At 62.6% G+C, this 25,467-nt stretch carries 22 protein-coding genes; 19 read left to right on the forward strand and 3 right to left on the reverse strand.

Going from position 1 to position 25,467, the window contains the following annotated elements; all coding sequences use genetic code 11:
* Positions 1-6: 6 nt before the first annotated feature.
* On the reverse strand, positions 7-945 hold the full coding sequence (locus tag J2X42_RS05215) for a carbohydrate kinase (RefSeq protein WP_310162907.1): 939 nt from the start codon (positions 943-945) through the stop codon (positions 7-9).
* 126 nt (positions 946-1,071) lie between these two features.
* Here J2X42_RS05215 and J2X42_RS05220 point away from each other — a divergent pair, with 126 nt between their 5' ends.
* The 7 genes from J2X42_RS05220 (at position 1,072) to J2X42_RS05250 (ending at position 9,687) form a co-directional block, all read left to right on the forward strand.
* Positions 1,072-2,730 (forward strand): ABC transporter substrate-binding protein, encoded by a 1,659-nt coding sequence (locus J2X42_RS05220; protein ID WP_396134021.1) that lies wholly within the window; start codon positions 1,072-1,074, stop codon positions 2,728-2,730.
* Between the two features lie 113 nt (positions 2,731-2,843).
* Positions 2,844-3,800, forward strand: a complete 957-nt coding sequence (locus tag J2X42_RS05225) for an ABC transporter permease (protein WP_310162911.1) — start codon at positions 2,844-2,846, stop codon at positions 3,798-3,800.
* Positions 3,801-3,803: 3 nt separating this feature from the next.
* Positions 3,804-5,933 (forward strand): dipeptide/oligopeptide/nickel ABC transporter permease/ATP-binding protein, encoded by a 2,130-nt coding sequence (locus tag J2X42_RS05230; protein ID WP_310162913.1) that lies wholly within the window; start codon positions 3,804-3,806, stop codon positions 5,931-5,933.
* A complete protein-coding gene (locus J2X42_RS05235) occupies positions 5,930-6,736 on the forward strand; it encodes an ABC transporter ATP-binding protein (protein ID WP_310162914.1) in 807 nt (268 codons plus the stop codon). Before J2X42_RS05230 ends, J2X42_RS05235 begins: the two co-directional genes overlap by 4 nt.
* Before the next feature lie 51 nt (positions 6,737-6,787).
* Positions 6,788-7,717, forward strand: a complete 930-nt coding sequence (locus tag J2X42_RS05240) for a dihydrodipicolinate synthase family protein (RefSeq protein WP_310162916.1) — start codon at positions 6,788-6,790, stop codon at positions 7,715-7,717.
* 318 nt (positions 7,718-8,035) lie between these two features.
* On the forward strand, positions 8,036-8,998 hold the full coding sequence (locus tag J2X42_RS05245) for an ROK family protein (RefSeq protein ID WP_310162918.1): 963 nt from the start codon (positions 8,036-8,038) through the stop codon (positions 8,996-8,998).
* 2 nt (positions 8,999-9,000) lie between these two features.
* A complete protein-coding gene (locus J2X42_RS05250; RefSeq protein WP_310162920.1) occupies positions 9,001-9,687 on the forward strand; it encodes an N-acetylmannosamine-6-phosphate 2-epimerase in 687 nt (228 codons plus the stop codon).
* Positions 9,688-10,351: 664 nt separating this feature from the next.
* Here the strand turns inward: J2X42_RS05250 and J2X42_RS05255 are convergent.
* Both J2X42_RS05255 and J2X42_RS05260 read right to left on the reverse strand, forming a co-directional pair.
* Positions 10,352-11,158, reverse strand: a complete 807-nt coding sequence (locus tag J2X42_RS05255; RefSeq protein WP_310162922.1) for a DeoR/GlpR family DNA-binding transcription regulator — start codon at positions 11,156-11,158, stop codon at positions 10,352-10,354.
* A 162-nt stretch (positions 11,159-11,320) separates the two neighbouring features.
* Positions 11,321-12,079, reverse strand: a complete 759-nt coding sequence (locus tag J2X42_RS05260) for an SDR family NAD(P)-dependent oxidoreductase (protein ID WP_310162924.1) — start codon at positions 12,077-12,079, stop codon at positions 11,321-11,323.
* Positions 12,080-12,392: 313 nt separating this feature from the next.
* On the opposite strand from J2X42_RS05260, the gene J2X42_RS05265 reads away from it, so the two are divergent.
* The 12 genes from J2X42_RS05265 to J2X42_RS05320 all read left to right on the forward strand — a co-directional run bounded on the left by J2X42_RS05265 (position 12,393) and on the right by J2X42_RS05320 (position 25,450).
* Complete coding sequence (locus J2X42_RS05265; RefSeq protein WP_310162926.1) at positions 12,393-13,547, forward strand: substrate-binding domain-containing protein; 1,155 nt, start codon at positions 12,393-12,395, stop codon at positions 13,545-13,547.
* Positions 13,544-14,326 carry an ATP-binding cassette domain-containing protein gene (locus J2X42_RS05270; protein WP_310162929.1) on the forward strand — a complete coding sequence of 261 codons (783 nt, stop codon included), beginning with the start codon at positions 13,544-13,546 and terminating at the stop codon, positions 14,324-14,326. The genes J2X42_RS05265 and J2X42_RS05270 overlap by 4 nt, the downstream gene beginning before the upstream one ends.
* A 14-nt stretch (positions 14,327-14,340) precedes the next feature.
* Complete coding sequence (locus tag J2X42_RS05275) at positions 14,341-15,756, forward strand: ABC transporter permease subunit (protein ID WP_310162931.1); 1,416 nt, start codon at positions 14,341-14,343, stop codon at positions 15,754-15,756.
* Between the two features lie 17 nt (positions 15,757-15,773).
* A complete protein-coding gene (locus J2X42_RS05280; protein WP_310162935.1) occupies positions 15,774-16,472 on the forward strand; it encodes an HAD-IA family hydrolase in 699 nt (232 codons plus the stop codon).
* A 2-nt stretch (positions 16,473-16,474) separates the two neighbouring features.
* A complete protein-coding gene (locus J2X42_RS05285; protein WP_310162938.1) occupies positions 16,475-16,906 on the forward strand; it encodes an RbsD/FucU domain-containing protein in 432 nt (143 codons plus the stop codon).
* A 235-nt stretch (positions 16,907-17,141) separates the two neighbouring features.
* On the forward strand, positions 17,142-18,209 hold the full coding sequence (locus J2X42_RS05290; protein WP_310162939.1) for a Gfo/Idh/MocA family oxidoreductase: 1,068 nt from the start codon (positions 17,142-17,144) through the stop codon (positions 18,207-18,209).
* The gene (locus J2X42_RS05295) at positions 18,206-19,078 is read left to right on the forward strand and encodes a TIM barrel protein (RefSeq protein ID WP_310162941.1); all 873 of its coding nucleotides are present in this window, start codon (positions 18,206-18,208) and stop codon (positions 19,076-19,078) included. Before J2X42_RS05290 ends, J2X42_RS05295 begins: the two co-directional genes overlap by 4 nt.
* Positions 19,075-19,917 (forward strand): alpha/beta fold hydrolase, encoded by an 843-nt coding sequence (locus J2X42_RS05300; RefSeq protein WP_310162944.1) that lies wholly within the window; start codon positions 19,075-19,077, stop codon positions 19,915-19,917. The genes J2X42_RS05295 and J2X42_RS05300 overlap by 4 nt, the downstream gene beginning before the upstream one ends.
* A gap of 78 nt (positions 19,918-19,995) precedes the next feature.
* A complete protein-coding gene (locus J2X42_RS05305) occupies positions 19,996-20,964 on the forward strand; it encodes an ROK family protein (RefSeq protein ID WP_310162946.1) in 969 nt (322 codons plus the stop codon).
* Positions 20,961-21,245, forward strand: coding sequence for a hypothetical protein (locus J2X42_RS05310; RefSeq protein ID WP_310162948.1), 285 nt, complete (start codon positions 20,961-20,963; stop codon positions 21,243-21,245). The genes J2X42_RS05305 and J2X42_RS05310 overlap by 4 nt, the downstream gene beginning before the upstream one ends.
* A gap of 525 nt (positions 21,246-21,770) precedes the next feature.
* Complete coding sequence (locus J2X42_RS05315) at positions 21,771-23,249, forward strand: FAD-linked oxidase C-terminal domain-containing protein (protein WP_310162950.1); 1,479 nt, start codon at positions 21,771-21,773, stop codon at positions 23,247-23,249.
* Positions 23,249-25,450, forward strand: a complete 2,202-nt coding sequence (locus J2X42_RS05320) for a malate synthase G (protein ID WP_310163362.1) — start codon at positions 23,249-23,251, stop codon at positions 25,448-25,450. The genes J2X42_RS05315 and J2X42_RS05320 overlap by 1 nt, the downstream gene beginning before the upstream one ends.
* The last annotated feature ends 17 nt before the right edge of the window (positions 25,451-25,467 follow it).

A 25,467-nucleotide genomic window follows, 5' to 3' on the forward strand; every position in this document is an offset into this window, starting at 1 on the left:
CCCGCCCTACTCCCCCGGAACCCCGTTCAGTTCAGCTCGCGTGGGCGGGTTGGCGCCGGGCCGCGAGACCGTGACGGCGGCGGCGCGGGACGCGTGCGCCAGCAGTTCAGCCAGCCCTTCGGCCGGAAGCTCGCGCAGGTCCTTCCGGTTCTGTGCACCGTCCAGGCCGCGGTCAACGATGCCGGACAAGAGCGCAGCCATGAACGAATCCCCTGCGCCGACGGTGTCCGCCACCTCGACTGTAGGTGCGGGATAGGCAGCTTCCCCGGCGGCCGTAACACCCCACGGGCCGGCCGCGCCGCGGGTCACCACCACCATCGCCGGACCCTCGTGACCGCCAAGGGACAGCCAGCGGCGGGCTGATTCCAGGGGATCGACCCCGGGATACAGCCACTCCAGGTCCTCATCGGAGGCCTTGACCACGTCCGCGAGCGAGGCGAACTTTTCCGCCTGCCGCCGCGCATAGTCCACATCGGTGATGATGCTGGGCCGGCAGTTGGGATCAAAACTGATCGTTGCAGCCGGGTGGGCGTATTCGACGGCGGCGAGCACCGCCGTCGCGCCCGGCGCCAGCATCGTGGCGATGGAGCCGGTGTGCAGCAGGGTGGTGCCCTGCAGCATAAAGGCGAGGCGGTCGGCCAGCCCGGGGAGCTCCCAGGTGAGGTCGAACGTGTAGGTGGCGGCGCCGTCGTCGTCGATCAGGGCGGTAGCCACGCTGGTGGGCAGGTCGTCCGGGCCCTGCGGCAGCATCACCGAACTGGCACGAAGGTGCGCCGCCACGGAATCCCCGTAGGCGTCGCGGCCGTAGCGGCCGATGAACTGCACCGGATGGTCCAGGCGTGCCAGCCCCACCGCGACATTGAGGGGGCTGCCGCCCACGTGGGCTTCGATTCCGGAGGCGCGCTGGACAACGTCAACAAGGCCCTCGCCGATAACAGTGAGCATGCTCATACTCTGCCAGAGAAGCGGGCGCCGGACACCCGCAACTCTTAACGCTTGACGCGGGGATGTGATGGCCCTTACAGTCATTCTACGAGCATCGGACGTCCTACATCCGATAAACACCCTGGAATGGCGAGGCATCTCATGAACACAACCCTTAAGAACCTGCCGCTGGCTACTGACGCCAGCCGCCGCGGCTTCCTCAAACTGACGGGCGCGCTGGGCGCGGCCGCGGCTTTCACCACCTCCCTTGCTGCCTGCGGAGCCCCCGCCACCACCACCGCCGGCGCCACGTCCAACACGGCCCCGGTGAACAAGGACCTCATCATTGAGGCGGGCATCTCCTACGCCCTCTCCACCGGGTTCGACCCCATCTCCTCCTCCGGCGCCACCCCGCTGGCCGCCAACCTGCACATTTACGAGGGCCTGGTGGAACTGCACCCCGCCACCCGCGAGCCCTACAACGCCCTCGCCGCGGCCGACCCCAAGATGGTCAACGGCACCACCTACCAGGTGGCCCTCCGGGAAGGCGCCGTCTTCCACGACGGCACCCCCGTCACTGCAGAAGACGTGGTCTTCTCCTTCACCCGCGTGCTGGATCCGGCCAACAAGTCGCTCTTCTCCCAGTTCATCCCCTTCATCCAGGAGGTCAAGGCGCTGGACGCCAAGACCGTGGAGTTCACCCTCAAGTACGCGTTCCCCGGCTTCGCCGCACGCATCTCCGTGGTCAAGGTGGTGCCCAAGGCACTGGCCAACTTCCCGCTGGGCTCCGAGCAGCTGAAGGCGTTCGACGCCAAGCCTGTGGGCACCGGCCCCTACAAGCTGGTCTCCGCCGTCAAGGACGACAAGATCGTGTTCGAGGCCAACCCGGCCTACAACGGCCCGATGCCCGCCCTGGCCAAGGGCATGACCTGGCTGCTGCTCTCCGACGCCGCCGCCCGCGTCACCGCCATGCAGTCCGGCCGCGTCCAGGCCATCGAGGACGTCCCCTACCTGGACATCGACGGCCTGAAGTCCAAGGCCACCGTGGAGTCCGTCCAGTCCTTCGGCCTGCTGTTCCTCATGTTCAACTGCGCCAAGGCTCCGTTCGACAACAAGCTGGTCCGCCAGGCGCTGCACTACGGCCTGGACAAGGAATCCATCATCAAAAAGGCGCTGTTCGGCAACGCCAAGGCGGCCAGCTCCTACTTCCAGGAAGGCCACCCGGACTACGTCAAGGCCAAGAACGTCTACGGCTACGACGCCAAGAAGGCCGAGGAACTCCTCAAGGAAGCCGGCGTCACCAGCCTCGAATTCGAACTCCTCACCACGGACACCGCCTGGGTCAAGGACGTGGCTCCGCTGATGCTCGAATCCTGGAACAAGATCCCCGGCGTCAAGGTCACCCTGAAGAACCTGCAGTCCGGCGCCTTGTACACGGACCGCGTGGGTAAGGGTGACTACACGGTGGTCGCTGCCCCGGGTGACCCGTCCGTCTTCGGCAACGACGCCGACCTGCTCCTGAGCTGGTTCTACGCTGGCGACACGTGGATGAAGGGGCGCGCCTACTGGGCCTCCACACCTGAGCGCGCCAAGCTGGTTGATCTGATGGCCAAGGCCGGCCAGTCCGCCAAGGACGAGGCCAAGAAGCTGACCGGCGAGATCGTGGACCTGGTGTCCGAGGAGCTGCCGCTCTACCCGGTCTTCCACCGCCAGCTCCCCAGCGCCTGGGACTCCAAAAAGCTCAGCGGTTTCAAGCCGCTGCCCACCACCGGGGTTTCCTTCGTTGGCGTCGGCCGCACGGCCTGACGCGCACCCCTGCGTTGTGAGGCCTGCTCTACGCCCCTAATCCCCCGGGGAGCACGCAGAGCAGGCCCCGCAACATCTTGAACTGCAGCACCCCCAACAAACCGGAGATTACATTGGTCACGATATTGCGCCTCCTGGGCCGCAGGCTCGCAGCACTGCCCCTGATGGTCCTGGGCATCACGCTGCTGGTCTTCCTGGTCCTGCAGGCCGCCCCGGGCGACCAGGCCAGCAGCGCCCTGGGCGACGGCGCCAGCGAGGAAGCCAAGGAACAGTACCGGCAGGACAACGGCCTGAACGATCCGCTGTTCCTGCAGTACTTCCGCTTCCTGGGCAAGCTGCTCCAGCTGGACCTCGGCGTCACCACTCCCCCGGCGAAGTCGGTGGCCAGCATGATCGGCACCGCGTTTCCGCTGACCCTGCAGCTGACGTTCCTGGGTGTGCTGATCGCCGTCGTCCTGTCACTGGCCTTCGGCATCCTGGGCGCCCTGTACCGGGACAAGTGGCAGGACCAGGTGGTGCGGGTGTTCTCGATCGCCGCGGTCGCCACGCCGTCGTTCTGGCTGGGCATCCTGCTGATCCAGTGGTTCGCCCTCGGCTCCAGCCCGCTGTTCCCTTCCGGGGGAATCGCGACGCCGGAATCGGGCTTTGGCGGCTGGCTCAACTCGATGGCGCTTCCGGCCCTCGCGCTTGGCATCCCGGTCTCGGCCTCGCTCATCCGGGTGGTCCGCACCTCGATGGTGGAGGAGCTGGACCGGGACTACGTCCGCACGGCCGTCGGCAACGGTGTGCCCTACCGCGAGGTGGTGTCCAAGAACGTGCTCCGGAACGCGCTGGTGACTCCGGTGACCGTGCTGGGACTGCGGATCGGCTACCTGCTGGGCGGCGCCGTCGTCATTGAAATGATCTTTGCGCTGCCCGGCATGGGCCAGCTGATCCTCAACGGCATCACCAACCTGGACGTGAACCTGGTGCAGGGCGTGGTCCTGGTCATCTCGGTCACCTTCGTCCTGGTCAACATCGCCGTTGACCTCCTGTACCTGCTCATCAACCCCCGAATCAGGACGGTCTGACCCATGCGCAGCAAACTTGCTGAACGCCTGAGCGCCCCGGGAATCCGTTTCAAGGCCCTGCCCTGGAGTTCCCGCCTGGCACTCGTTTTCCTTACGGTGATCGCCGTTGCCGCCATCTTCGCGCCGGTCATCGCCCCGCACGATCCGCTGGAATCCTTCATTCCGGCCACCCCGCCGGGCGGCGAACACTTCTTCGGCACCGACCGGCTGGGCCGGGACATCTTCTCCAGGCTGCTCTACGGGTCCCAGTCCTCGCTGCTGATCGGCCTCGGCGCCGTGGGCCTGGCCGTCGTGGTCGGAGCCCTGCTGGGATCCCTCGCCGCCACGTCCAGCAAAGCCGTGAACGAACTGATCATGCGCCTGATGGACATCCTGATGGCGTTCCCCGGCATCGCCCTGGCAGCCGTCCTGCTGGCTGCTTTCGGCAACACCGTGCCCACCATCATCGTGGCCATCGCCGTCATCTACACCCCGCAGCTGGCCCGCGTGGTCCGCGCCAACGTGCTCTCCCAGTACGGCGAGGACTACGTCCGGGCGGAACGGGTGATCGGCGCCGGCCGCTTCTATATCCTGCTCAAGCACATCGTCCGCAACACCGCCGCCCCCGTGCTGGTGTTCGCCACCGTGATGGTGGCCGACGCAATCATCCTCGAGGCGTCGCTGTCCTTCCTCGGCGCCGGCGTGCAGGACCCCGCCCCGTCCTGGGGCAACGTCATCTCCTACGGCCGCAACCTGGTCCTTTCCGGTGGCTGGTGGGCCACCACGTTCGCCGGCCTCACCATCCTGCTCACCGTGCTGGCACTGAACATCCTGGCCGAAGGCCTCACCGATGCCATGGTCAACCCGAAGCTGCGCCGGGCGCCGGCAGTGAAGGACGACGACGGTTCCTCCGCCGCTGTCCCCGCCACCGCCGTCGACACCGAGATCGGAACGTCCGTGGCGCAGGGTTCCGTGGTGGAACAGCACGAGCTCGACGGCGTCCGCGCCGCCTCGGGTGATGCGGCCCCGTTCGCCGGCGGTGCCGGAGGTTCCGGTGCCGAAGGTGCCGGCATCCTCCACGACCCGCGCACGGCCCTCGCCAACCCGCACGCCCTGCTGGACCAGGAGCTGAAGCTGCTCGCCGCCGTCGAAGCCGGCCGCGCCGACCGGCTCCCGCAGGTGCCGGCCACCGCCCGCACCGTCCTGGAAGTCCGGAACCTGTCCATCCGCTTCCCGGGCCGCTTCGGCGACACCGCGATCGTGGACAACGTCTCCTTCACGGTCCGCGAAGGCGAAACCATGGGACTGGTAGGCGAATCCGGCTGCGGCAAGTCCATCACCTCGCTGGCCATCATGGGCCTCCTGCCCAAGACCGCCCAGGTCACCGGCTCCATCAAGTTCGACGGCAAGGAACTGCTGGACCCGGCAACGGGCAACAGCAGCGCCAAGGCCTACCAGGGGCTCCGCGGCGAACAGATCGCCATGGTCTACCAGGACGCGCTCAGCTCGCTGAACCCGTCCATGAAGATCAAGGACCAGATGCTGCAGCTCACCCGCCGCGGCGGCCGCAAGACCCCCACCGAACTGCTGGAAATGGTGAAGCTGGATCCCGTCCGCACCCTGGCGAGCTACCCGCACGAGCTCTCCGGCGGCCAGCGCCAGCGCGTCCTGATCGCCATGGCCCTGTCCCGCTCACCCAGGATCGTAGTGGCCGACGAGCCCACCACCGCCCTCGACGTCACCGTCCAGAAACAGGTGGTGGACCTGCTGAACGAACTGCGCGGGCAGCTCGGCTTCGCCATGGTCTTCGTCAGCCACGACCTCGCCCTGGTGGCATCGCTCGCGCACCGCATCACCGTGATGTACGCCGGCCAGGTGGTGGAATCCGCCCAGGCATCCGAGCTGTTGCAGAACCCGAGGCACGAATACACCCGCGGCCTGCTGGGTGCTGTGCTCTCCATCGAGGCCGACGCCGTCCGCCTGCACCAGATCCCCGGGACCGTGCCCGCACCGCAGGACTTCGCCGCGGGCGACCGCTTCGCGGCGCGGTCACTGCGGTCCGACGCCGACCCCAACCAGCAACTGGTCCTCACGTCCGTCAGCGGCGATGCCGACCACTACTGGGCCAGCCACCTGAAGGAGGACGCACAGTGAGCGTTTCCACCGGCAAGCCGGTCATCGAACTGAAGGACGTCAAGGTCCATCACCGGGCACGGACGGGCAGCCTTTTCCGCCCGAACATCGTCAAGGCCGTCAACGGCGTGGACTTCACCATCAGCCGCGGCGAGACCGTGGGCATCGTGGGCGAGTCCGGCTGCGGCAAGTCAACGCTGGCCTCCGTGCTGGTGGGCCTGCAGGCCCCGACCTCCGGCGAAGTGCTGTTCCACGGCAAGCCAGCCATCAAGCGGAACGCGGCCATGCGCAAGGAATTCGGCCGCGCCGTCTCGGTGGTGTTCCAGGACCCGGCCACCGCGCTGAACCCGCGGATGACCATCCAGGACATCCTCACGGATCCGCTCCAGGTCCACGGCATCGGCACCGCGGCCAGCCGCGCAGCCAAGGTCAAGGAACTGCTGGCGCTCGTAGGCCTGCCGCACTCGGCCGCGGGAGTCACGCCGTCGCAGGTTTCCGGCGGGCAGCGCCAGCGCGTGGCCATCGCCCGGGCACTGGCGCTGGACCCGGACATCATCGTGGCGGACGAGCCGACGTCGGCCCTGGACGTCTCCGTCCGGGCGCAGGTGCTGAACCTGCTGTCCGACCTGAAGACCCAGCTCAACCTGGGCATGGTGTTCATCTCGCACGACATCCAGACCGTCCGCTACGTGTCAGACCGCATCTGCGTGATGTATTTCGGCGAAATCGTGGAGGAAGGCGCTGCCGCGCAGGTGTTCGATTCCCCCCGCAACGACTACACCAAGAAGCTCCTCGGCGCAGCGCCCAGCCTGCTCCACACCTAAATTTCCCTTTTTATCCCCCGCTTTCACCCACCCTCTCATTGGAGTTTTTCCGTGTCTTCCCAGTTCCAGGGCGTTATCCCGCCGGTCGTCACCCCACGCCACGCTGACGGCAGCATCGACACCGCGTCGCTGCAGAACCTCACCAAACACCTGCTCGACGGCGGCGTGTCCGGACTTTTCGTCCTGGGCTCCTCCGCCGAGGTCCCCTACATGACCAACGCCGAGCGTGAGCTGGTGGTCTCGACGATCGCCGAGGCCAACGCGTCTGCCGGTGCCGGCGCGGTGCCGCTGATCGTGGGCGCCAACGAGCAGACCACCAACCGTGTGATCGAGGAAGCCAAGAAGGTCATCGACCTCGGCGCCGACGCCATTGTGGTCACCTCCATGTACTACGCCATCGGCAACGCCGAGGAGACCGAAACGCATTTCCGCGCCATCCAAGCCGCGGTCAGCAAGCCGATCTTCGCCTACGACGTCCCGGTCCGCACCCACTTCAAGCTCCCCACCGACCTGCTGGTCCGGCTCGGCCGCGACGGCGTGATCGCCGGTGTCAAGGACTCCTCCGGCGACGACGTGTCCTTCCGCCAGCTGCTCCTGGCGGCCCGCGGCATCCCCAACTTCGACATCTTCACCGGCCACGAAGTGGTGGTGGACGGCGCCCTCCTCGGCGGCGCCCAGGGCGTTGTGCCCGGCCTCGGCAACGTGGACCCGCGCGGCTACCGGAACCTGTTCGATGCCGCACGGGCCGGCGACTGGGCTGCCGCTTCCTGCGAGCAGGATCGCCTGGCCGACCTGTTCGAGATCGTCTACACCCCCAACGGTCGCGTCTCCGGCGGTGCGGCCGGCCTCGGCGCCTTCAAGACCGCCCTGCAGATCATGGGCGTCATCGAGTCCAACACCATGAGCGTGCCCATGCCTGCACTGAACGAAGACGAGACAACGGCGATCAAGGTCATCCTCGAACGCAACGCGCTGGTCTAGTTCGTGTCGGGGCCGGGTCGGGCTCGGCAGCAGCGTTCCGCCGGCGCTTAGACACCTCCCGCCATGCCGCTCCGGTCGCTGGGCGACCTCCGCACCATTCTGGTCGGCGATGCGCGCCTACCCGGAACACTGCTGCCGCACCCTAGGCGACCGTCTCACCGAAGCGCAGGGGGTTTCGTTTTGCGTAGGCCCGCATCGCCGACCAGAGCCTTATGGACGTCGCTCAGCGACGGGAATATGGCGGCGGGAGGTGTCTAAGGGCCGGCAAAATGGAGCCCTCGGCGCGCCGCAACCACAGGAAACTATGTAAGGACAGAAATGCAGTACGCGATTGGCGTTGATTTGGGGGGCACCAAGACTGCTGCCGGGGTTGTCTCTGGGGATGGCGAGGTGCTGTTTTCGGAGACCATTCCTACGTTGAACCGCGACGGCGGCGCGGCGATTCTGGATGCTACTGCGGCGCTGGTCTCGGGGCTGATTCGGCGGGCTGCTGCCGCCGGGATCGCCGTAGAGCACGTCGGTGTTGGTTCTGCCGGGGTTATAGATGCCTCGCGCGGGGTGGTGGTTTCCGCGACCGACGCGATCCGCGGCTGGGCCGGGACTGAACTGACTGCCGGGCTGGCCTCGCGGCTGGGGGTGCCGCCGTCGGCCGTGATGGCTGTGAACGACGTCCACGCCCATGCGCTCGGCGAGGCCCGGGCCGGTGCCGCTGCCGGAACGGCGAGTTCGCTGCTGGTGGCCGTCGGCACCGGCGTCGGAGGCAGTTTTGTCCTGCAGGGGCGCCCGGTCCTGGGCCACCGCTACGCGGGCGGGCACGTGGGCCACTTCGCCTCCCCGTACGCGTTCGACGGCGGCGCCCCGCTCCCCTGCGTCTGCGGCGGTTCCGGCCATGTGGAAGCCATCGCGTCCGGTCCGGCCGTGCGCGAGGCGTACCTTCGCTTCGGCGGGCAGGCCCCGGCGGCTGACGCCCGCACGGTCTTCACCCTCGCTTCAAACGGCGATGACGCGGCTGTCAGGGCGGTCGGCGTCGCAGCTGCCGCCGCCGGGCAGGCCGTGGGCGGACTCGCCAACGTCCTCGACCCCGAGGTGCTGGTGGTCTCCGGCGGCCTGTCCGACGCCGGTGCGTCGTGGTGGGAGCCGATGGAACGGGCGCTGCGCGCCGAACTGCTCCCCTCACTCGCCGATCTTCCTGTGCTTCCTGCCGCTCTCGGCAACGCCGCCGCCCTGGTAGGCGCCGCAAGCCTCGTCCTCTCCACCGCCCCTATCCTCCAGAGGAACTGACCGTGATCCTGACCCCGCAAGCCCTTGAATCCCTCCGCGGCCGGCTAATTGTGTCCTGCCAGGCATACCCGGGCGAACCGATGCGGGACCCGCGCACCACGGGCCAGGTGGCGGCCTCGGCAGTCATCGGCGGGGCAGCGGCGGTCCGCGTCCAGGGGCTGTCCGACGTGCAGTCCACGCGCACCGCCGTCGAGGTCCCCGTGATCGGGCTGTGGAAGGACGGGCACGACGGCGTCTTCATCACGCCCACACTCCGGCACGCCCTGGCCGTGGCCAACGCCGGCGCCCACGTGGTGGCCCTGGACGGCACCCGCCGGGACCGCCCCGACGGACTCACCCTGGCCCAGACCGTGGCCGGCATCCACGCCGACTCACACGCCCTGGTGATGGCCGACTGCGGCTCGTTCGAGGACGCCGTTGCAGCCGTCGACGCCGGCGCGGACCTGATCGGCACCACCCTGGCCGGCTACTCAGGCGAGCGCCCCAAGACATCAGGTCCGGACTTCGCACTGCTGGAAGAAATCGCTGCGGCGGGGTTCGGTGTGCCGCTGATTGCAGAGGGCCGCATCCACACTCCCGCGCAGGCCCGCCAGGCGCTCGACACCGGAGCGTTCGCCGTCGTCGTGGGCACCGCCATCACCCATCCGGCCACCATCACGGGCTGGTTTGCGGCGGCGCTGGAGTCCTGACCGGCGGTCGGGCCGGTTCCACGCAGTGCCGATGCACCCTGGTTTCGCGGCCGTCGCCCCGTCATTCAATCCAGGCAACCTCTCAGTTGGCGCGACAAAACCAGTGGATGGGAGTCCTTCTGCTTCTACTCCCGTGGTTTTTATCTGCACGTGACTACGGGATCAGCGGGGAGACCGTCTACCAGTATCTGCGCCACGCGAAGCTGGGGTGAAGCACTCCCCTGCCGGCCCGCCCGTAATGCCGGAGTCCAAGCGGCGATTACTGGCGGAACGTGGGTTATCGGTGTTCAAAATTCGTGGGGGCCTGAAAGAGGCCGTCTCCTACCTTCCGATGAGGGATCGATCAGCCGGCGTCGGGACTGCCTGCGGTCTGCGGCCAGAGCAGCTGGTCAATGATCCGAGCAATGGAGGGCTCTAGCCCCTTGTACATAGAAGCCGATACGGGTCATGGCAAAGCCGCGAGAGGGTGGGTAAGGCGACTCTAAGGTATTTGTCAGGTGAAGAAGGGAATGTGGCGCGTCCCTAAAAGCGCATAGGGACTATCCCGCTTGGGAGCACGTGTGTGGCGCAGCCGTCAGGATCTGACAACCCGCGCGGGTTCCCTCCGGCCAATTGGTACGTCCCAGTGCCAAAATTCCGGTTGTTTTTGCGGTGGCACCGAAGGTTACGGCGCGACGATAAGTTCCACGCCCTTCCCTCTGCAGAGTGTGGCTAAGTAGTCGTTGTCTTCGTCAGTCACTAGTGTGCTGATTTCGTCGAGGCGGCAGAGGGTGACAAAATCGGTCAGTCCTATCTTCGTACCGTCCATAGGTACTACCACTCGATGTGCTTGACCAAGCAAGCTCCGCTTCAGATCGGCTTCGCCCAAATCAGCGACGCTGAACTGGTCCCCGGCAATGCCGGTTACTCCGATGAACGCGAGATTGACTGTGAACTGCCGTGCAGCTTGGAGGGCTACTGGCCCAACGAGACTGTCTGCAATGGGACGCAATTGGCCACCCAGAAGGGTGTGGTGAATCGTTCCGATGTTAGCCAGTACGCGCGCCACGGGCACTGAGTTTGTCAATACATTAAGACTTCTGCCAAAGCGACCGCCCTCAGCCTCCGCTGCGAGGGCTTCAGCGATGCCCAAGGTCGTCGTACCCGAGTCGAGGAAGATGGAGTCGTTTTCCTTGATCAGGGCCAGGCATGCCTGGCTGATGCGGGCTTTGCCGTCGGCGTTGGCATTTCGCCTCGTGTCGATCTGTGTCTCATAAAGAGGCTTTGCTGCCAGCGCTCCACCATGCGTCCGCCGGAGCTTGCGCTGTTCATCCAGGCTGGAAATGTCCTTGCGGATTGTCGGCTGCGTGACATTCAGTTCTTCCGCGAGCTCCGTAACTGTAACGCGTCCGCGGGCATTCACCATCTCCAGGATGTGCGCGCGTCGCTCCTCGGCGAATTCAGGAGAGCGGCTTCCGGTTGCAGTCTTCATTTTGGCTCCTAGCGTGTTCGGACGGCCATGACCCGAGCCAGTCAGCATGGCCAATCTTTCGATACAACTCGTTTGCTTTCCTTTTACGCTAGCACGGCAGGATGGCGAGAGTTCGCAACTTCTGTCGCCGATAATGACGAATCTGACATCACCGCGCCGGACTTATCGGACCGTCCATCCCCCGTCGACGACAAGGGTGTGCCCCGTGATCAGAGAAGCGTCAGGGGATGCCAGAAAAGCTACTGCGGCTGCGACCTCGTGGGGCGTGCCAACTCGATGAAGAGCCGCAATCCGCTCGAGAGTGTCTGCACGGAAAGCCTCATCTGCGAGAGCCCCGGAGGTTCCGTCAGTTTCGATAAAAGTGGGTGCCACGGCATTAACGCGAATCCCCATCTTCCCCCATTCGATTGCATGGCATTTAGTCATATGGATCAACGCGGCCTTGCTAATGCAGTACGAGGACTCCCCTGGGAGTGCCACCACGCCCGCCTGGGAAGCGACGTTCACTATCGATCCAGTCCCAGATCTGGCCATGTGCTTCGCGGCGTGCTGAGAGATGAAGAAGGCTGACTTCACATTGAGCTCCCACACCGAAGCAAAATCCTCTTCGCTTACGACGAGGGCATCGCCAAGAATACTTCCGCCTGCGTTATTGATGAGAACGTCCACGCGGCCGAAGTCAGCCACGACCTGGTCGACAGACTGCCGGCAGCCAGCAAGATCAGTGACATCCATCCGGACCGGCAACGCCCGGCGCCCTAGTGCGGTGATTTCCTGAACCACCCCAGAGGCCCCGCTGACATCCCGAACCCCGAGTGCCACGTCGGCCCCAGCCTTTGCAAGCTCAAGGGCGATCGCCCGGCCAATCCCCCTCGATGCCGCCGTTACAACTGCCACCTGTCCTGAAAGCCCTGCGCCCATCGCTATTTCTCCTCTTGATTTTTGAATTGTTTCGGAAACTTTCGATTTCCCGCTGATTATCCGCCGAAGCCCTTGACAGGATCGGTCCATTGGGTACTAGACTGCCATATATCGCTACTAAACGTAAGTGAACGAGTCAAAGCGGAAAAGCTCGGATGATCAAACCGAGATTGATGCTTCACAGCAAAGACGGGTTCCCCGGCTGGAAAGCCGCCACACCTGCCTGCAGGAACTCCACAAGGGTCGCCACAGTCCGGTCCCGTCAGTTCACAAGTCATCCTTTGCAATTTTCACCTCAGAGACGAGGAACTCCATGAACACCACCCGCACATCATCTTCTGTCCGCACGTCCCGCGCGCTTGTTTTCGCCAGCTTCGGCGCCGCAGCGCTCATGCTCACCGGGTGCGGCGCCAATGCACTGGGTCCTGCACAGGAATCGGCGACCTCAGATTCCACCGCAGGACCGTCGAAGGGCACGATCGGCGTCATTCTTCCGGAGACCGCAACGTCCGCCCGGTGGGAGGCTTTCGACAAGCCGCTTCTCGCCGCCGCCCTCAAGAAGCAGGGGTACGAGTCCAACATCCAAAATGCCCAGGGTGACGTACAGAAATTTTCGAGCCTGGCGGATGGAATGATCGCCACTCAGGTCAAGGCGCTCATCATTGCCTCTCCCAACGCGGAAGTAGGTGCCACCGTGGAGCAGAAGGCGCAGGCGGCAGGGATCCCGACCATCGACTACGACCGGCTCAATACCGGCGGAAGCGCTGACTATTATGTCTCGTTCGACAACGTGGAGGTTGGCCGGTTGCAGGGCACGGCACTCGCTGCGGCGTTGAAGGACAAGCCGGGTGCGGAGGTTATCCAAATCGAGGGCGCCCCGGACGAGAACAATTCCATTCTGTTCCATAAGGGCCAGATGGAAGTTCTGGAGCCGCTTTACTCTTCGGGAAAGCTCAAACTTGTGCGCGACCAGTTCACTCCCGGCTGGGACAACCAGCTCGGCGGAACTCAATTTGAACAGATTCTTACGTCAAACGGCGGCAAGGTTGACGGGGTCATCGCCGCAAACGATGGAATGGCCGGGGCCGTAATAACCGTCCTGAAGAAGAACGGCCTTAACGGCGTGGTCCCAGTGACCGGCCAGGACGCAACACTCGCCGGCCTTCAATCGATTCTGCGTGGGGATCAGACCATGACGGTCTTCAAGGCCATCAAACTCGAGGCCGAGGCAGCCGCCAAGCTCGCGGCAGCAGTAGCGTCTAAGGACACCGGCGCGGCTGATTCCCTGGCCACACAGACCACCACCGACCCGAAGTCGGGACGACAGATCAAGTCAGTGCTGCTGAAGCCGCAGGTCGTTGACAAATCCAACGTCAAGGATGTCGTAGAGCAGGGCTACCTGACCGCCGAGCAGCTGTGTTCTTCCGATCTGGTCGAAGCCTGCAAGATCGCTGGGATCAGCAAATGAGTCAGGATCTATTGTCACTGCAGGGGGTAAACAAAGCGTTCGGCCCGGTCCATGTACTTCACGACGTCAATTTCTCCGTCCGTCCCGGCGAAGTTGTGGCTCTGGTCGGCGACAACGGCGCTGGCAAATCAACCATGGTCAAATGCATTGCCGGAATCTACCCGATTGACTCGGGAACAATCCGATTCAACGGCGAGGAAGTGCACCTGACCGAACCGAAGGCCGCCTCACAACTCGGCATTGAAGTCGTTTACCAGGACCTGGCACTGGCGGACAACCTGGACATCGTGCAGAACATGTACCTTGGCCGGGAACGCGGTTCGAAGTGGTTCATGAACGAAGTAGCAATGGAGGAAGAAGCGCGGAAAACGCTCGCCTCCCTATCCGTTCGCACCATCACCTCCGTTAGGCTGCCCGTCCAGGCCTTGTCAGGCGGTCAGCGCCAGACGGTCGCCATTGCTAAATCCGTCTTGTGGGACTCGAAAGTCATCCTTCTTGACGAGCCCACAGCTGCCCTCGGTGTGGCTCAGACCCGCCAGGTCCTCGACCTTGTCCGTCGGCTGGCCGAGCAGGGCTTAGGGGTTGTGCTGATCAGCCACAACCTTGGCGACGTCTTTGAAGTCGCTGACCGAATTGCAGTGGTCTATCTGGGCCGACTGGTGGCCCAGCTAGCTGCAAAAGACGTCACCCAGAACCAAGTCGTCGAACTAATCACGTCCGGGCGATCGGGCGATCTGGGGCTGCCAAAGCCCGAAACGGCTGCCATTTCAGGCCTCTAGAGGAGATTTTCCCCATGTCCAAAACAAGTTTGACCTCACCGACTCTGCATTCACAGTCGGACTTCGGCAGCGATACTTTGAAAAAGTCGACGACCCAAGCAGTTCGTGATTATGGCTCGCGCCTGCGTTCCGGTGAGCTGGGATCGTTGCCGGCTCTGGCGGGCATAGCCGTTCTTATCGTCATTTTCGCCTCCACGTCACCGGTATTTCTCTCCGTGACCAACATGGCCAATTTACTGTCTCAGGGATCCGGACGAATGCTCATCGCGATGGGTCTGGTGTTCGTCCTCCTGATCGGCGAGATTGACGTCTCTGCAGGCGCGGCTTCCGGAGTAACAGCAGCCGTTTTGGCTCTGCATTTCGTCAACGACGGCAACCTTCTTGGCGCTATGGGCCAGCCGGTATTCATCATCTTCATTGCCGTAAATATCCTGGGCATCGCGCTGGCACTCTGGATGCGCATATGGGCCGCGGCAGTCATCAGCGTCATTCCTGTCGTCATCGCCGTGCTGGGCTTCGAAGCCAACCCCTGGATCGAAATGCTCCTGGCTGTGACAGTTGGCACAACGATCGGTACGCTGACCGGCTTCATGGTGGCCAAAGTACGCATCCCTTCGTTCGTTATTACCTTGGCCCTGTTCCTTACTTGGCAGGGCGTAATCCTAAAGCTGATCGGCGATGGCGGGGTCCTGGGCATAAACACCTCCCCGACCCTGAACGCTGTTGCCAACGGCAATCTTTCAACGCTGAACAGTTGGCTGCTTTATGCGGTTTCCGTGGGAGGTTTTGCTGCGGTGACGGTAGGAAAACACCTGACCCGCGCCCGTCGCGGGCTGGTTACCCAGCCTATTGTGGTCGTCATCGCCAAGGTCGTCGCTGCCGTTGTCCTGGGGGCCATTGCGACCACCCTCCTCACCGCTAACCGTTCCCAGAACCCTTCCGTCATTATCGCCGGAGTCCCTTACGTGGTGCCGATCGTACTTGCCCTGCTTGTAGCCGGAACTTACGTTCTCGGTAGGACCAGATACGGCCGCCACGTCTATGCTGTCGGCGGCAACAACGAAGCAGCCCGCCGCGCAGGGATCGACGTCACCAAGGTCCGTGCCAGCGTCTTCATCATTTCTTCCTCGCTGGCCGCAGTTGGGGCAATCATTTATTCGTCAAAGGTGGGTTCTGTCGATCCCAGCGCTGGAGGCCTTAACACACTGTTGTTCGCGGTAGGAGCTGCTGTCATCGGCGGCACCTCTCTATTCGGTGGCCGTGGAAAGCTCTCGAACGCCGTGATCGGCGGACTGGTTCTTGCCATCGTGGAAAATGGCCTGGGTCTGCTCAACCAGCCAGCCGCCATCGTCTCGATTGTCACCGGCCTTGTACTGGCCCTCGCTGCCACCGTGGACGCGCTATCGCGGCGTCGATCCACCCTTACATAGGGACTGGAGGTTTAACCGTGGCCTTTATCACCCTCAGCTGCAACGCCGTGCTCTTCGACTGCGATGGCGTGCTCGTTGACTCTACCTCCGCTGGAGAGAACGCCTGGCGTCAATGGGCTCAGGACCACAACTTAAATGAAGACGACGTGCTGCAAGGCATCCACGGTCGCAGATCCGCCGAAACGGTTGACAAGCACCTGCCGAAGAACGCCAGGAAACATGGTCTGGACAGAATCGAAGAAATCGAACTTCAGGCCGCGGACACCACCACGCCCGTGCCGGGGGCAGTGCAGGCTCTCCAGTCGATGGCTGAAAACTGGGCGATCGTCACCTCCGCTACGCCTGCACTTTTCGGAGCCCGACTTACTGCCGCAGGACTACGGCGCCCTGCTGTCGTCGTGACAGGTGATGATGTCGTCAATGGAAAACCCGCCCCCGATGGATACCTTCTTGCTGCAACCAAACTTGGCGCAGCAATCCACGAATGCATCGTTCTGGAGGACAGTGAAACCGGAGTCGATGCCGCTCTGGCCGCCGGCGCTTCAGTTGTCCTAGGCGTAGGGCCGGCCGCCCTAGCAACTCGCGCCCACATCGTCGTCAGGGACCTTACAGGCACGACTTGGGCCGACGGGGCGCTGCACATCGCAACACAAACCATTCTCGGCGAACACCGCTCTTTTGCTGATCGCACCTTTTGTCTGATTTCGAGGAGTTAGTCGTGCTAAAAAACATCAACCCCCTGCTATCCCCGGACCTACTCCACGCGCTGAGGTCGATGGGCCACCGCCAGGATCTGGCCATTGTCGACGCAAACTTCCCGTGCGATCCAAAAAGCCGCGTCATTCGTCTTGATGGCATTTCCGCGACAGATGCTCTGTCAGCCGTCCTCTCGGTGATGCCGCTCGAAGTCGAAGAACCCGCCACCGCCTGGCGGATGATCGCCGATTCAAAGCCAGACAAGATCCTCCCGATCTTCGAAGAATTCACTTCAATCGTCGGGCAGAATGCACCGGGAACTGCACTGACTGCTATCGAACCAAGTGAGTTCAAGGACAGGGCCAGTAACAGTTACGCCGTAGTCATCACGGGAGAACGACGCCTTTATGGCGGCGTTATCGTCCGCAAGGGAGTTATTCCGCCAGATGCCTAACACTGACAGGGCCCTTCGCGCGTCAAATCAGCTGCAAGGGGGCGCCCTCAAGGCATCCGCTGACCCCGCACCCACATCCGTCGTAAGTCCATAGGAATCCACGACGCCTTGGAGGCCTGCCAAGGATTGTCGCCCATGCGGGCCATCCGTTTCATCGCTGTTGCCTCTTCCGGCACTGCACCAGATCTACCGGACCAAAAGGGCAAGGCCCCAAGTCCACAGAAAGGACGACACAATGCTCGACAACACCCAAAAAGTCCGACTCGGCGTCATCGGCGCGGGCCGCATCGCACAGGCAGCGCATCTGCCGGCTCTCGTAAAAGCCAAAAATTTGGAACTGGTGGCCATCAGCGACCCAAGCCCCGCCCTCGCTCAGGGAGTTGCCGCGAGGTATGGAATCAAGGGATTCACCGACACAGAGGAGCTACTCAGGCACGAGCTCGACGCGGTCCTGATCGCGACCCCGGACAGGTTCCACAGGTCACTCGGTGCGCTGGCACTGAATGCAGGAAAACACGTCTTGATGGAAAAACCATTGGCTTCAACGAGCACTGAAGCGGCAGAACTCGCCGATCTCGCCCATGAAAAGGGCCTCAAACTCCAGACCGGGGCCATGAAGCGCCACGATCCAGGGATTGCCTTCGCTAGGCAGCATTTGCCTCGCATCGGCCGAATCCTCAGTCTCACCTCCTGGTACCGCGTCATGAGCGATCGGCACCCGATCGAGGCAACCCTCTTCCCGGGTGACCTCGTAGTTGATCCTGAAGTCCGCAGGGTAGAGCAGCAATTCAAGGCTGACCGCGAGCGATACCTGCTCGCCACCCATGGCGCCCATCTCTTCGACGGACTGCGCTTCTTCGGGGGGCCTTCCTCATGGGTCAGTGCCCGCGTGGGCAACGTTGGGGAGGACTACACGTGGAAAGGTGTCGCCGACCTGACAAATAGCGGCGGATTGATCTCGTTCGAAATCTCGACCACTGTGCACGGCGATTATGCCGAAGGAATGGACGTCTACGGCGAACACGGACACATCAGTATCCGGACGCACTTTCCCTTCTTCAAGCGTGCCAGTTCCGTGTCGGTCCATATCGAAGCGGACGGTACGTCCATAAGCAACCACCCGGGTGACACGGACGCCTATAAGTTGCAGGCCGAGTACTTCGCAAGAGCCATTCTCGAAAACCTGCCCACCAGCCCCGACCCCGAGGAAGGAGTGGCTGCCGTGCGCTGGATTGAGGCGGTCTCCGAGTCGTCGACCAACGACGGGGCTCAAGTAGCCCTTCAACAGAAGGTCCTGCTATGAACGCACTTCAAAAAATTGATGTCTTCGAACAGCAACTTGGCGCATTCGCAAGAATCTTCCCGCGGTCCTCAGCACACGAAGTTGCAGATGCCTTTGTCGCAAACTCGCTATTCCAGGTACAGCTGAACTTGAACGCAATTGGCTTGCCCACAATCCCACATGGCTTCGAGCTCGAGCGGACTGACCTGGGGGCTATTCGTACGGCTTTCGAAGAACGAGGCCGATCAGTGTGGGGCCTTTCGGCCACCTACAACGCCGCACACCCTGACAACATGGTCCGAAGGACATCCACCGCTCGGGCAGCACAATTTATCCGCACCATGAGCAACAGCGGAGCCGTGGCGGCAACCTTATGCACTGGCAGTCGCGATCCCGAGAACATGTGGCGCAAGCACCCCGACAATGCAAGCGAGTCGGCATGGCGGGACATGAGAGAGTCCCTTGAAGCACTGCTGTCCGCGGCGGAAGAATCGAACGTTCAATTAGCAGTGGAGCCAGAACCTGGAAATGTAGTGGCGGGCACTGCCCAAGCCATCCGCCTGATCCGTGAACTTGGTGACGATGCAAGGCATATTGGTTTTATTCTGGACCCTGCGAATCTCATATCCGAACACGAACAATCGAAGCACGAAGCCGTCCTGCGCGAAGCATTTGACCAGCTCGGAACAAAGACCATCTGCGTGCATGCCAAGGACACCGTCCCATGGACGGAAACGCTTGACGGCCTCGGCGTCGTGGATTACGAGCTTGTCCTTGACCTGCGCTCCCATCTTCCCAGGCATGTACCGCTGATTATCCAGGATGCGACAGAAGTGCAGATCCCTGAACTGTGCCACCGACTTCGCTCCATCGCAGCCACAGTCGCATGAGTAACAGGCACCAAGACTATGTTGCCGCCGCCGGCTATGAGCTAAGCAGCCCAGATGCCTCTCGGCTACTGGTTCTACTCCATGGTTTGGGCGGGGACAGAAATCAGGCACTCGGATTGATTCGAGGAGCGGCCTTGAACGATATTGCGGTCCTCGCTCCGGACGCTCGCGCCCATGGCGCGACTGCCTTGGTAGGAGAGCCATCGGACTTCACGTTCCCAGCCATGGTTGCGGACCTTCTCGCCCTGATCAGGGCAACCGGACAGGCTGAAAAGCCTACCTACATCGCCGGGATCTCAATGGGCGCGGCACTTGCCCTTCACACGGTTTACACGCACGCCCTAGATCTGCGCGGAGCCGGCTATATCCGACCTGCCTTCAGCCACGTCCCGTTTCCGGAACACCTGAAAGTAATGAAGGTGATTGCGGAAATCCTCGACCAATACGGGCAAGAGGAAGGTCTGCACCGCTTTACCGAAACAGTGGCGTATCAGACGGTGGCAGCCATATCGCCCAGCGGGGCCGCCAGCCTCCGGGACCAATTCACCAAGCCCGGTGTGCTGGAGCGATCAATCCGTTTAGCGGAGATTCCACGCAACACCGCCTTCGACAGTGCCCAAAGTCAAGAGGGCAAGGTCCTGCCCGCTTTGATAGTTGGCACTCCTGGCGATCCAGTACACCCGCTCTTGCTGGCGGAAAACTGGGCGGCACAACTCCCACACGCAAAGTTCGTTCAGGTCCCCTCCCGCGACGACGACCCTGTCGCCTACGAGAAGGGCATTCAGGCGGCTGTACTCAGCCACGTTAAGCAGGCATTCCAGCCCGACACCATTCAGTAAAACCATCACGCCCATTCCGAACAGGGTCTGGCCGTGGACAGCCGTGACCCGGGCAAGTCGAATTTTTCAAGGAGATCCATGTACACGATTGGTGCTGACCTGGGTGCAACCAAGTTGGCTATGGCTTTAGTCAGTGAAAACGGTGAAGTGATGCGGGAAACGTGGGTACCTCACCGGATCCGAACGAGCCAGGACCTACTGGCAACCTTCGAACTCGCGGCAGAGGCTCTGCTCCTGGCCCCAATGCTCAACTCCGGCGAGATCCGTGCCTTGGGAGTCTCCTGTGCAGGGTGGATCAACCCCGAACGCACGATCTTAGTGGGCAGCGCAATCCTAGGTCTCGAATCGGTACCCCTCACCGAATTGCTTTCTGTCCGATTCCCCAACGCCACCGTGGTCTTGCAGAATGATGGCGATGCGACATTGTGGGGGGAATATGTGGCCGGAGCTGCCAGTGGCGCCAAGGGTGCACTGCTGTTCACCCTCGGCTCAGGTGTTGGTGGCAGCATAATGGTCGATGGGCGACTACTGAAAGGCGCCAACGGCTTCGCTACCGAACTTGGCCACATGCCAGTTGCAGTCCCCCCAGGCTTAGAGTGCGCGTGCGGCAGCATCGGCTGTCTGGAAACAGTTGCTGGCGGGCGATCGTTGGAGCGAACAGCCTCGAATCTGCAGGCCACAGCAACCTCCCCCTGGCTCGCGGCACAGCCTCTTGGTGTTACTGCACGAGAGATGGGAGAGGCGGCGGAGATTGGCGATCAGGCGGCTGTGGACGCATTCAAAAAGGCAGCAATAGCTCTCGCAGACGCCATCGCAATGCTTATCCCTGTCGTGGACCCGGACGTTGTAGTCATAGGGGGTTCAGTGGCAGAGGGGGTCGGCCACTTAGTCCTCCCCACCGTCCGAGAACACTTGAATGAAGTCGCGTTCCTCCGCTCGCGTCGAGGCATTCCCAGCATTGTTCAGGCCGAGCTCGGTCCCAAGGCTGCCGTGATCGGCGCCGCGGACTTTGCCCGCCGTGTCCGCCGCCAAAGGATGCCACAGTGACAGATCGGAACGAAAGCTTCATCAACGGCTTCCCACTAAACCACTCCAAAGAATCTGAAATATCCATGCCGACAAAAAAGGATGACGACTGGAAGGGGCTGATCGGGCAACAGATCCAAGTTTGGAAGGACGGACGACATACAAGAACAGGACGGGTGCAAGAGGTCGCACCTGCCCTGGCCGCAGTTTGGCTCGAAACAGACGGTGTTGAAACCCGTGCTATCTACCAAGAAGCCGAGGGCTACAGCTTCCACGAATCCGGTGCACCACATGAAAATTAGCAAGCCCAGCTCGATAACAGTGGTGGCTGACGATAAGGCCTCCATGGAAACGAAATTGGAGGCTGCCGTAAGACAGCTTGTTGATTTAGCAGTTGGCCGCATAGACCAAGGCATCCTGGTAACCCGCATTCGCCACGACGCCTGCCGGGTCAGCCTCAGCCCATCAGTACCCTACGGCTATACAGAGCAACAGGACCTCAGAAACTAGCAGCACCAGGGTAAAGCTGAAGGGAATTCGAACTCACTCACTGTTCCTAAGGCCGGCGCACCTACGGCCGCACCTTTCCTTCAGCAGCGGTCTCCTGTGCACCCATGAAGGAGCGACGAAAGCAACAGCGCTTGTGGCGCCGGTGAAGACCGCTCGGAGGGTGCGACTTGCTCATCGAGCCTCCAATGATCGAACTCTCTTCGAAGTCGCCCAACTCAAGAATTGACTGACGCTGCCAATTGCTGGCAGCAGGGCACTCATAGCGCGCCCGAATCTCCCCATTACTCCAATACATTGACCGAAAAGGAGCGCACCACATGTCACACGCTGCCAACGTCCATGATGCAGAGCTACAAGATCCTGCATCCGGAGTAACTGACCAAAAAGACACCAGCGGCCGGATCATGGACGAGCTTGCTCGGGTGCTGCCGCCCGAAGCTCTGATCACTGATCCTGCGGCCATGGCGCCCTATCGACAGGACCGCGCCTTCGATCCCGATGCGGGGATGCCGATGGCTGTTGTGCTTCCCTTGACCACCGAGCACGTCAAGGAGACCATGCAGTGGGCGGCCAAACATCGGATCCCCGTGGTACCCAGAGGTGCAGGGACCGGGCTCTCCGGAGGAGCAACCGCTGTGAATAACGGCATAGTGCTGAGCACCGAGCGGATGCGCAGCATCACGGTGGACACAGTCACCCGTACTGCCGTGGTCCAGCCAGGGCTTCTCAATGCTGAAGTCAAGGCAGCAACTGCCCAGGCGGGACTGTGGTACCCGCCGGACCCCGCTTCGTACGAGATCTGCAGTATCGGCGGCAATGCCGCCACCAATGCCGGCGGACTGTGTTGCGTCAAGTATGGGGTGACGTCCGATTACATCTTGGGAATGGAAGTCGTCACCGCTGACGCCCGGGTCGTACGCCTGGGTGGACCGCGGCTAAAGGATGTTGCCGGGCTGTCCATGCTCAAGCTCTTCGTTGGCAGCGAGGGAACGCTTGGCATCATTACTGAGCTCACGCTGAGGCTCTTGCCGGCAGCACCGCCGGCACGGACGGTAGTCGGTTGGTTCGCCAGCAGCGCGGAGGCGGCAGCCGCGATCCTGGAGATCGCGTCGAGCGTCCGCCCCTCAATGCTCGAGTACATGGATGCGACGTCCATCAACGCCGTCGAAGACGTTCTTGACATGGGCCTGCACCGGCAGGCGTCCGCCCTCGTTGTAGCGCGCTCGGATGACCAAAGCCCCAGCGGCACCGAAATCACCACCATGCTCGAGGCCTTCCGCCGGCATGGCGCCTTCGAGGCCTTCGAAGCCGCAAACGAGCAGGAAGGCGAGCGTTTTGCCCACGCCCGGCGGATCGCCATCCCTTCAGTCGAACGTTTGGGCACGCTGCTGCTTGAGGACGTCGGAGTAGCTATCCCCCGGCTGGGAGAACTCATCCTCGGAGTCGAGAAAATCGCTGAAGCCCGCGATGTGGTCATCGCATTCATCGCCCACGCCGGTGACGGCAACACCCATCCGCTGATCGTTTTCAACCCGGACGACGCCGACATGAAGGAACGTGCCTACCTCGCCTACGGTGAGATCATGGACCTGGCCATAGAACTGGAAGGCACCATCACCGGCGAACACGGCGTAGGCCGACTCAAGCGGCCCTGGCTCGTTGACCAGATCGGAGAAGACCTGCTCGAGATTTCACACAACGTGAAGAGGGCCCTCGATCCGGCAGGCATCCTCAACCCCGGAGCCGTCTTTGCCGCTTCAGGCGCCGCCGGAGCCACGCAGGCAGGTCAGCCATGATGGACCGGGCAGATCGAATTAATGTCGGCGGCCTATCCGTCAATACCGCCTTGCACCGTTTCATCGCGTACGAGGCCCTGCCTGGCACGGGCATCGAAGCAACGGACTTCTGGCAAGGCTTTGACCAGATTGTGCGCGATTTAGCACCCCGGAACCGGGAATTGCGGGCCCGGCGCGACGAACTGCAGGCACAGATTGACGAATGGCACGCGCTGCACCCGTTTCCGTTCGATCGGAACGAATACCGGACCTTCCTGGAAGGAATCGGGTACATCCTTCCCGAACCGGATGACGTACAGGTGCTCACCACCGGAGTCGACAAGGAAATCGCCGTCGTAGCCGGACCCCAACTGGTTGTCCCCGTTTCAAATGCCCGGTACGCCCTCAACGCCGCCAACGCGCGCTGGGGCTCCCTTTACGATGCGCTGTATGGCACAGACGCGTTGGCGCCGGCGACGGGGGTAAAAGGCTACGACGCGGCACGCGGCAGGCTGGTGGTGTCATACGTGCGCGGCCTGCTCGACGAGTTCTTCCCGCTGACAGCCGGACGCCACGCCGATTCGGCAGGATACATCGTTCGCGACGGCATGTTGACGACGGAACTGGCAGGCGGCACCTTGAGCGGCCTGGCTCGGCCTGAACTCTTCGCTGGCTATCTTGGTGAGCCCGGCTCGCCGTCGGCGATCCTTTTACGCCACCATGGGCTACACGTCGAGATCACTATCGACCCCTCCACACCGGTCGGACAGACGGACCCGGCAGGTATCTCCGACGTCCTCCTCGAATCCGCCATCACAACGATCATCGACTTCGAGGATTCCGTTTCCGCCGTGGACGCCGATGACAAGGTCCTCTGCTACCGCAACTGGCTCGGGATCAACCGGGGCGATCTGGAAGACACGTTCGCAAAGGGCAACGAGGTGATGGTCCGCCGGCTGGCAAGCGATCGGCGTTATAACTCCCCAGATGGCGCGGGAGAAGTCACGGTGTCCGGACGGGCGCTCCTCTTCGCCCGCAACGTCGGCCACCTCATGAGTACCGACGCCGTGCTCGATGCCCAGGGAGACGAGATCGGCGAGGGGATCCTGGATGCCGTCCTCACCACCCTGACCGCACTGCCCGGCAGGGATCCCGCCAATTCCTTCCGAAACGGGTCCAAAGGTTCCATTTACATCGTCAAACCAAAAATGCACGGCCCTGACGAAGTGGCTTTCACAGTGGAACTATTCCGGCGCGTGGAGGAACTCCTCGGGCTGCCGGTGAACACGCTGAAACTGGGTCTCATGGACGAGGAGCGGCGGACCACGGTCAACCTCAAAGCCTGCATAGCGGAGGCCCGGGAACGGCTGGTCTTCATCAACACCGGGTTCCTGGACAGGTCCGGTGATGAAATACACACTTCCATGGCGGCCGGGCCCTTCGTCCGCAAGGCTGAGATGCGCAACCAAGCATGGATCTCCGCCTACGAGGATCAGAATGTCGATGTAGGCGTCGAGGTGGGGCTACGCGGCCACGGCCAGATTGGTAAAGGCATGTGGGCGATGCCGGACCTCATGTCTGCAATGCTCGAGCAAAAGGTTGCCCATCCCCTGGCCGGCGCCAGCACAGCCTGGGTACCCTCCCCCACGGCGGCAACCCTCCATGCAATCCATTACCACCGTGTTGATGTTCCCTCCCGGCAGCTGGACATCGCCAATCAGGGACGGCGGGGCACCCTTGAGGGACTGCTGACTCTGCCCATTGCGGCTAACCCCGTGTGGTCGGCGGCCGAGCGCCAGGAAGAACTGGATAACAACATGCAGTCGCTGCTCGGATACGTTGTCCGCTGGGTCGACCATGGGGTGGGGTGCTCCAAGGTTCCTGACATTCATGACGTTGCACTCATGGAGGACCGTGCCACCCTTCGCATATCGAGCCAACACATCGCCAACTGGCTCCGTCACGGAGTAGTGAGCGAGCAGGACGTGCACGAAAGCATGCGACGGATGGCCGCAGTTGTGGACCAACAGAACGAAGCTGACCCGCTTTACCGCCCCATGTCTTCCAACTACGAGGAAAGCATCGCATTCCAGTGCGCCGCAGACCTGGTGTTCCAAGGACCCACCCAGCCCAACGGATACACCGAACCTCTCCTGCACCAGAGGCGGCGCGAGGTAAAAGCGGAGCGCACCCACCTTTCTGCGCTGCCCATTTCCAACTGATCATTACCGCGTCAAGG

This window comes from Arthrobacter sp. BE255, from assembly GCF_031457335.1.
Lineage (GTDB): Bacteria > Actinomycetota > Actinomycetes > Actinomycetales > Micrococcaceae > Arthrobacter.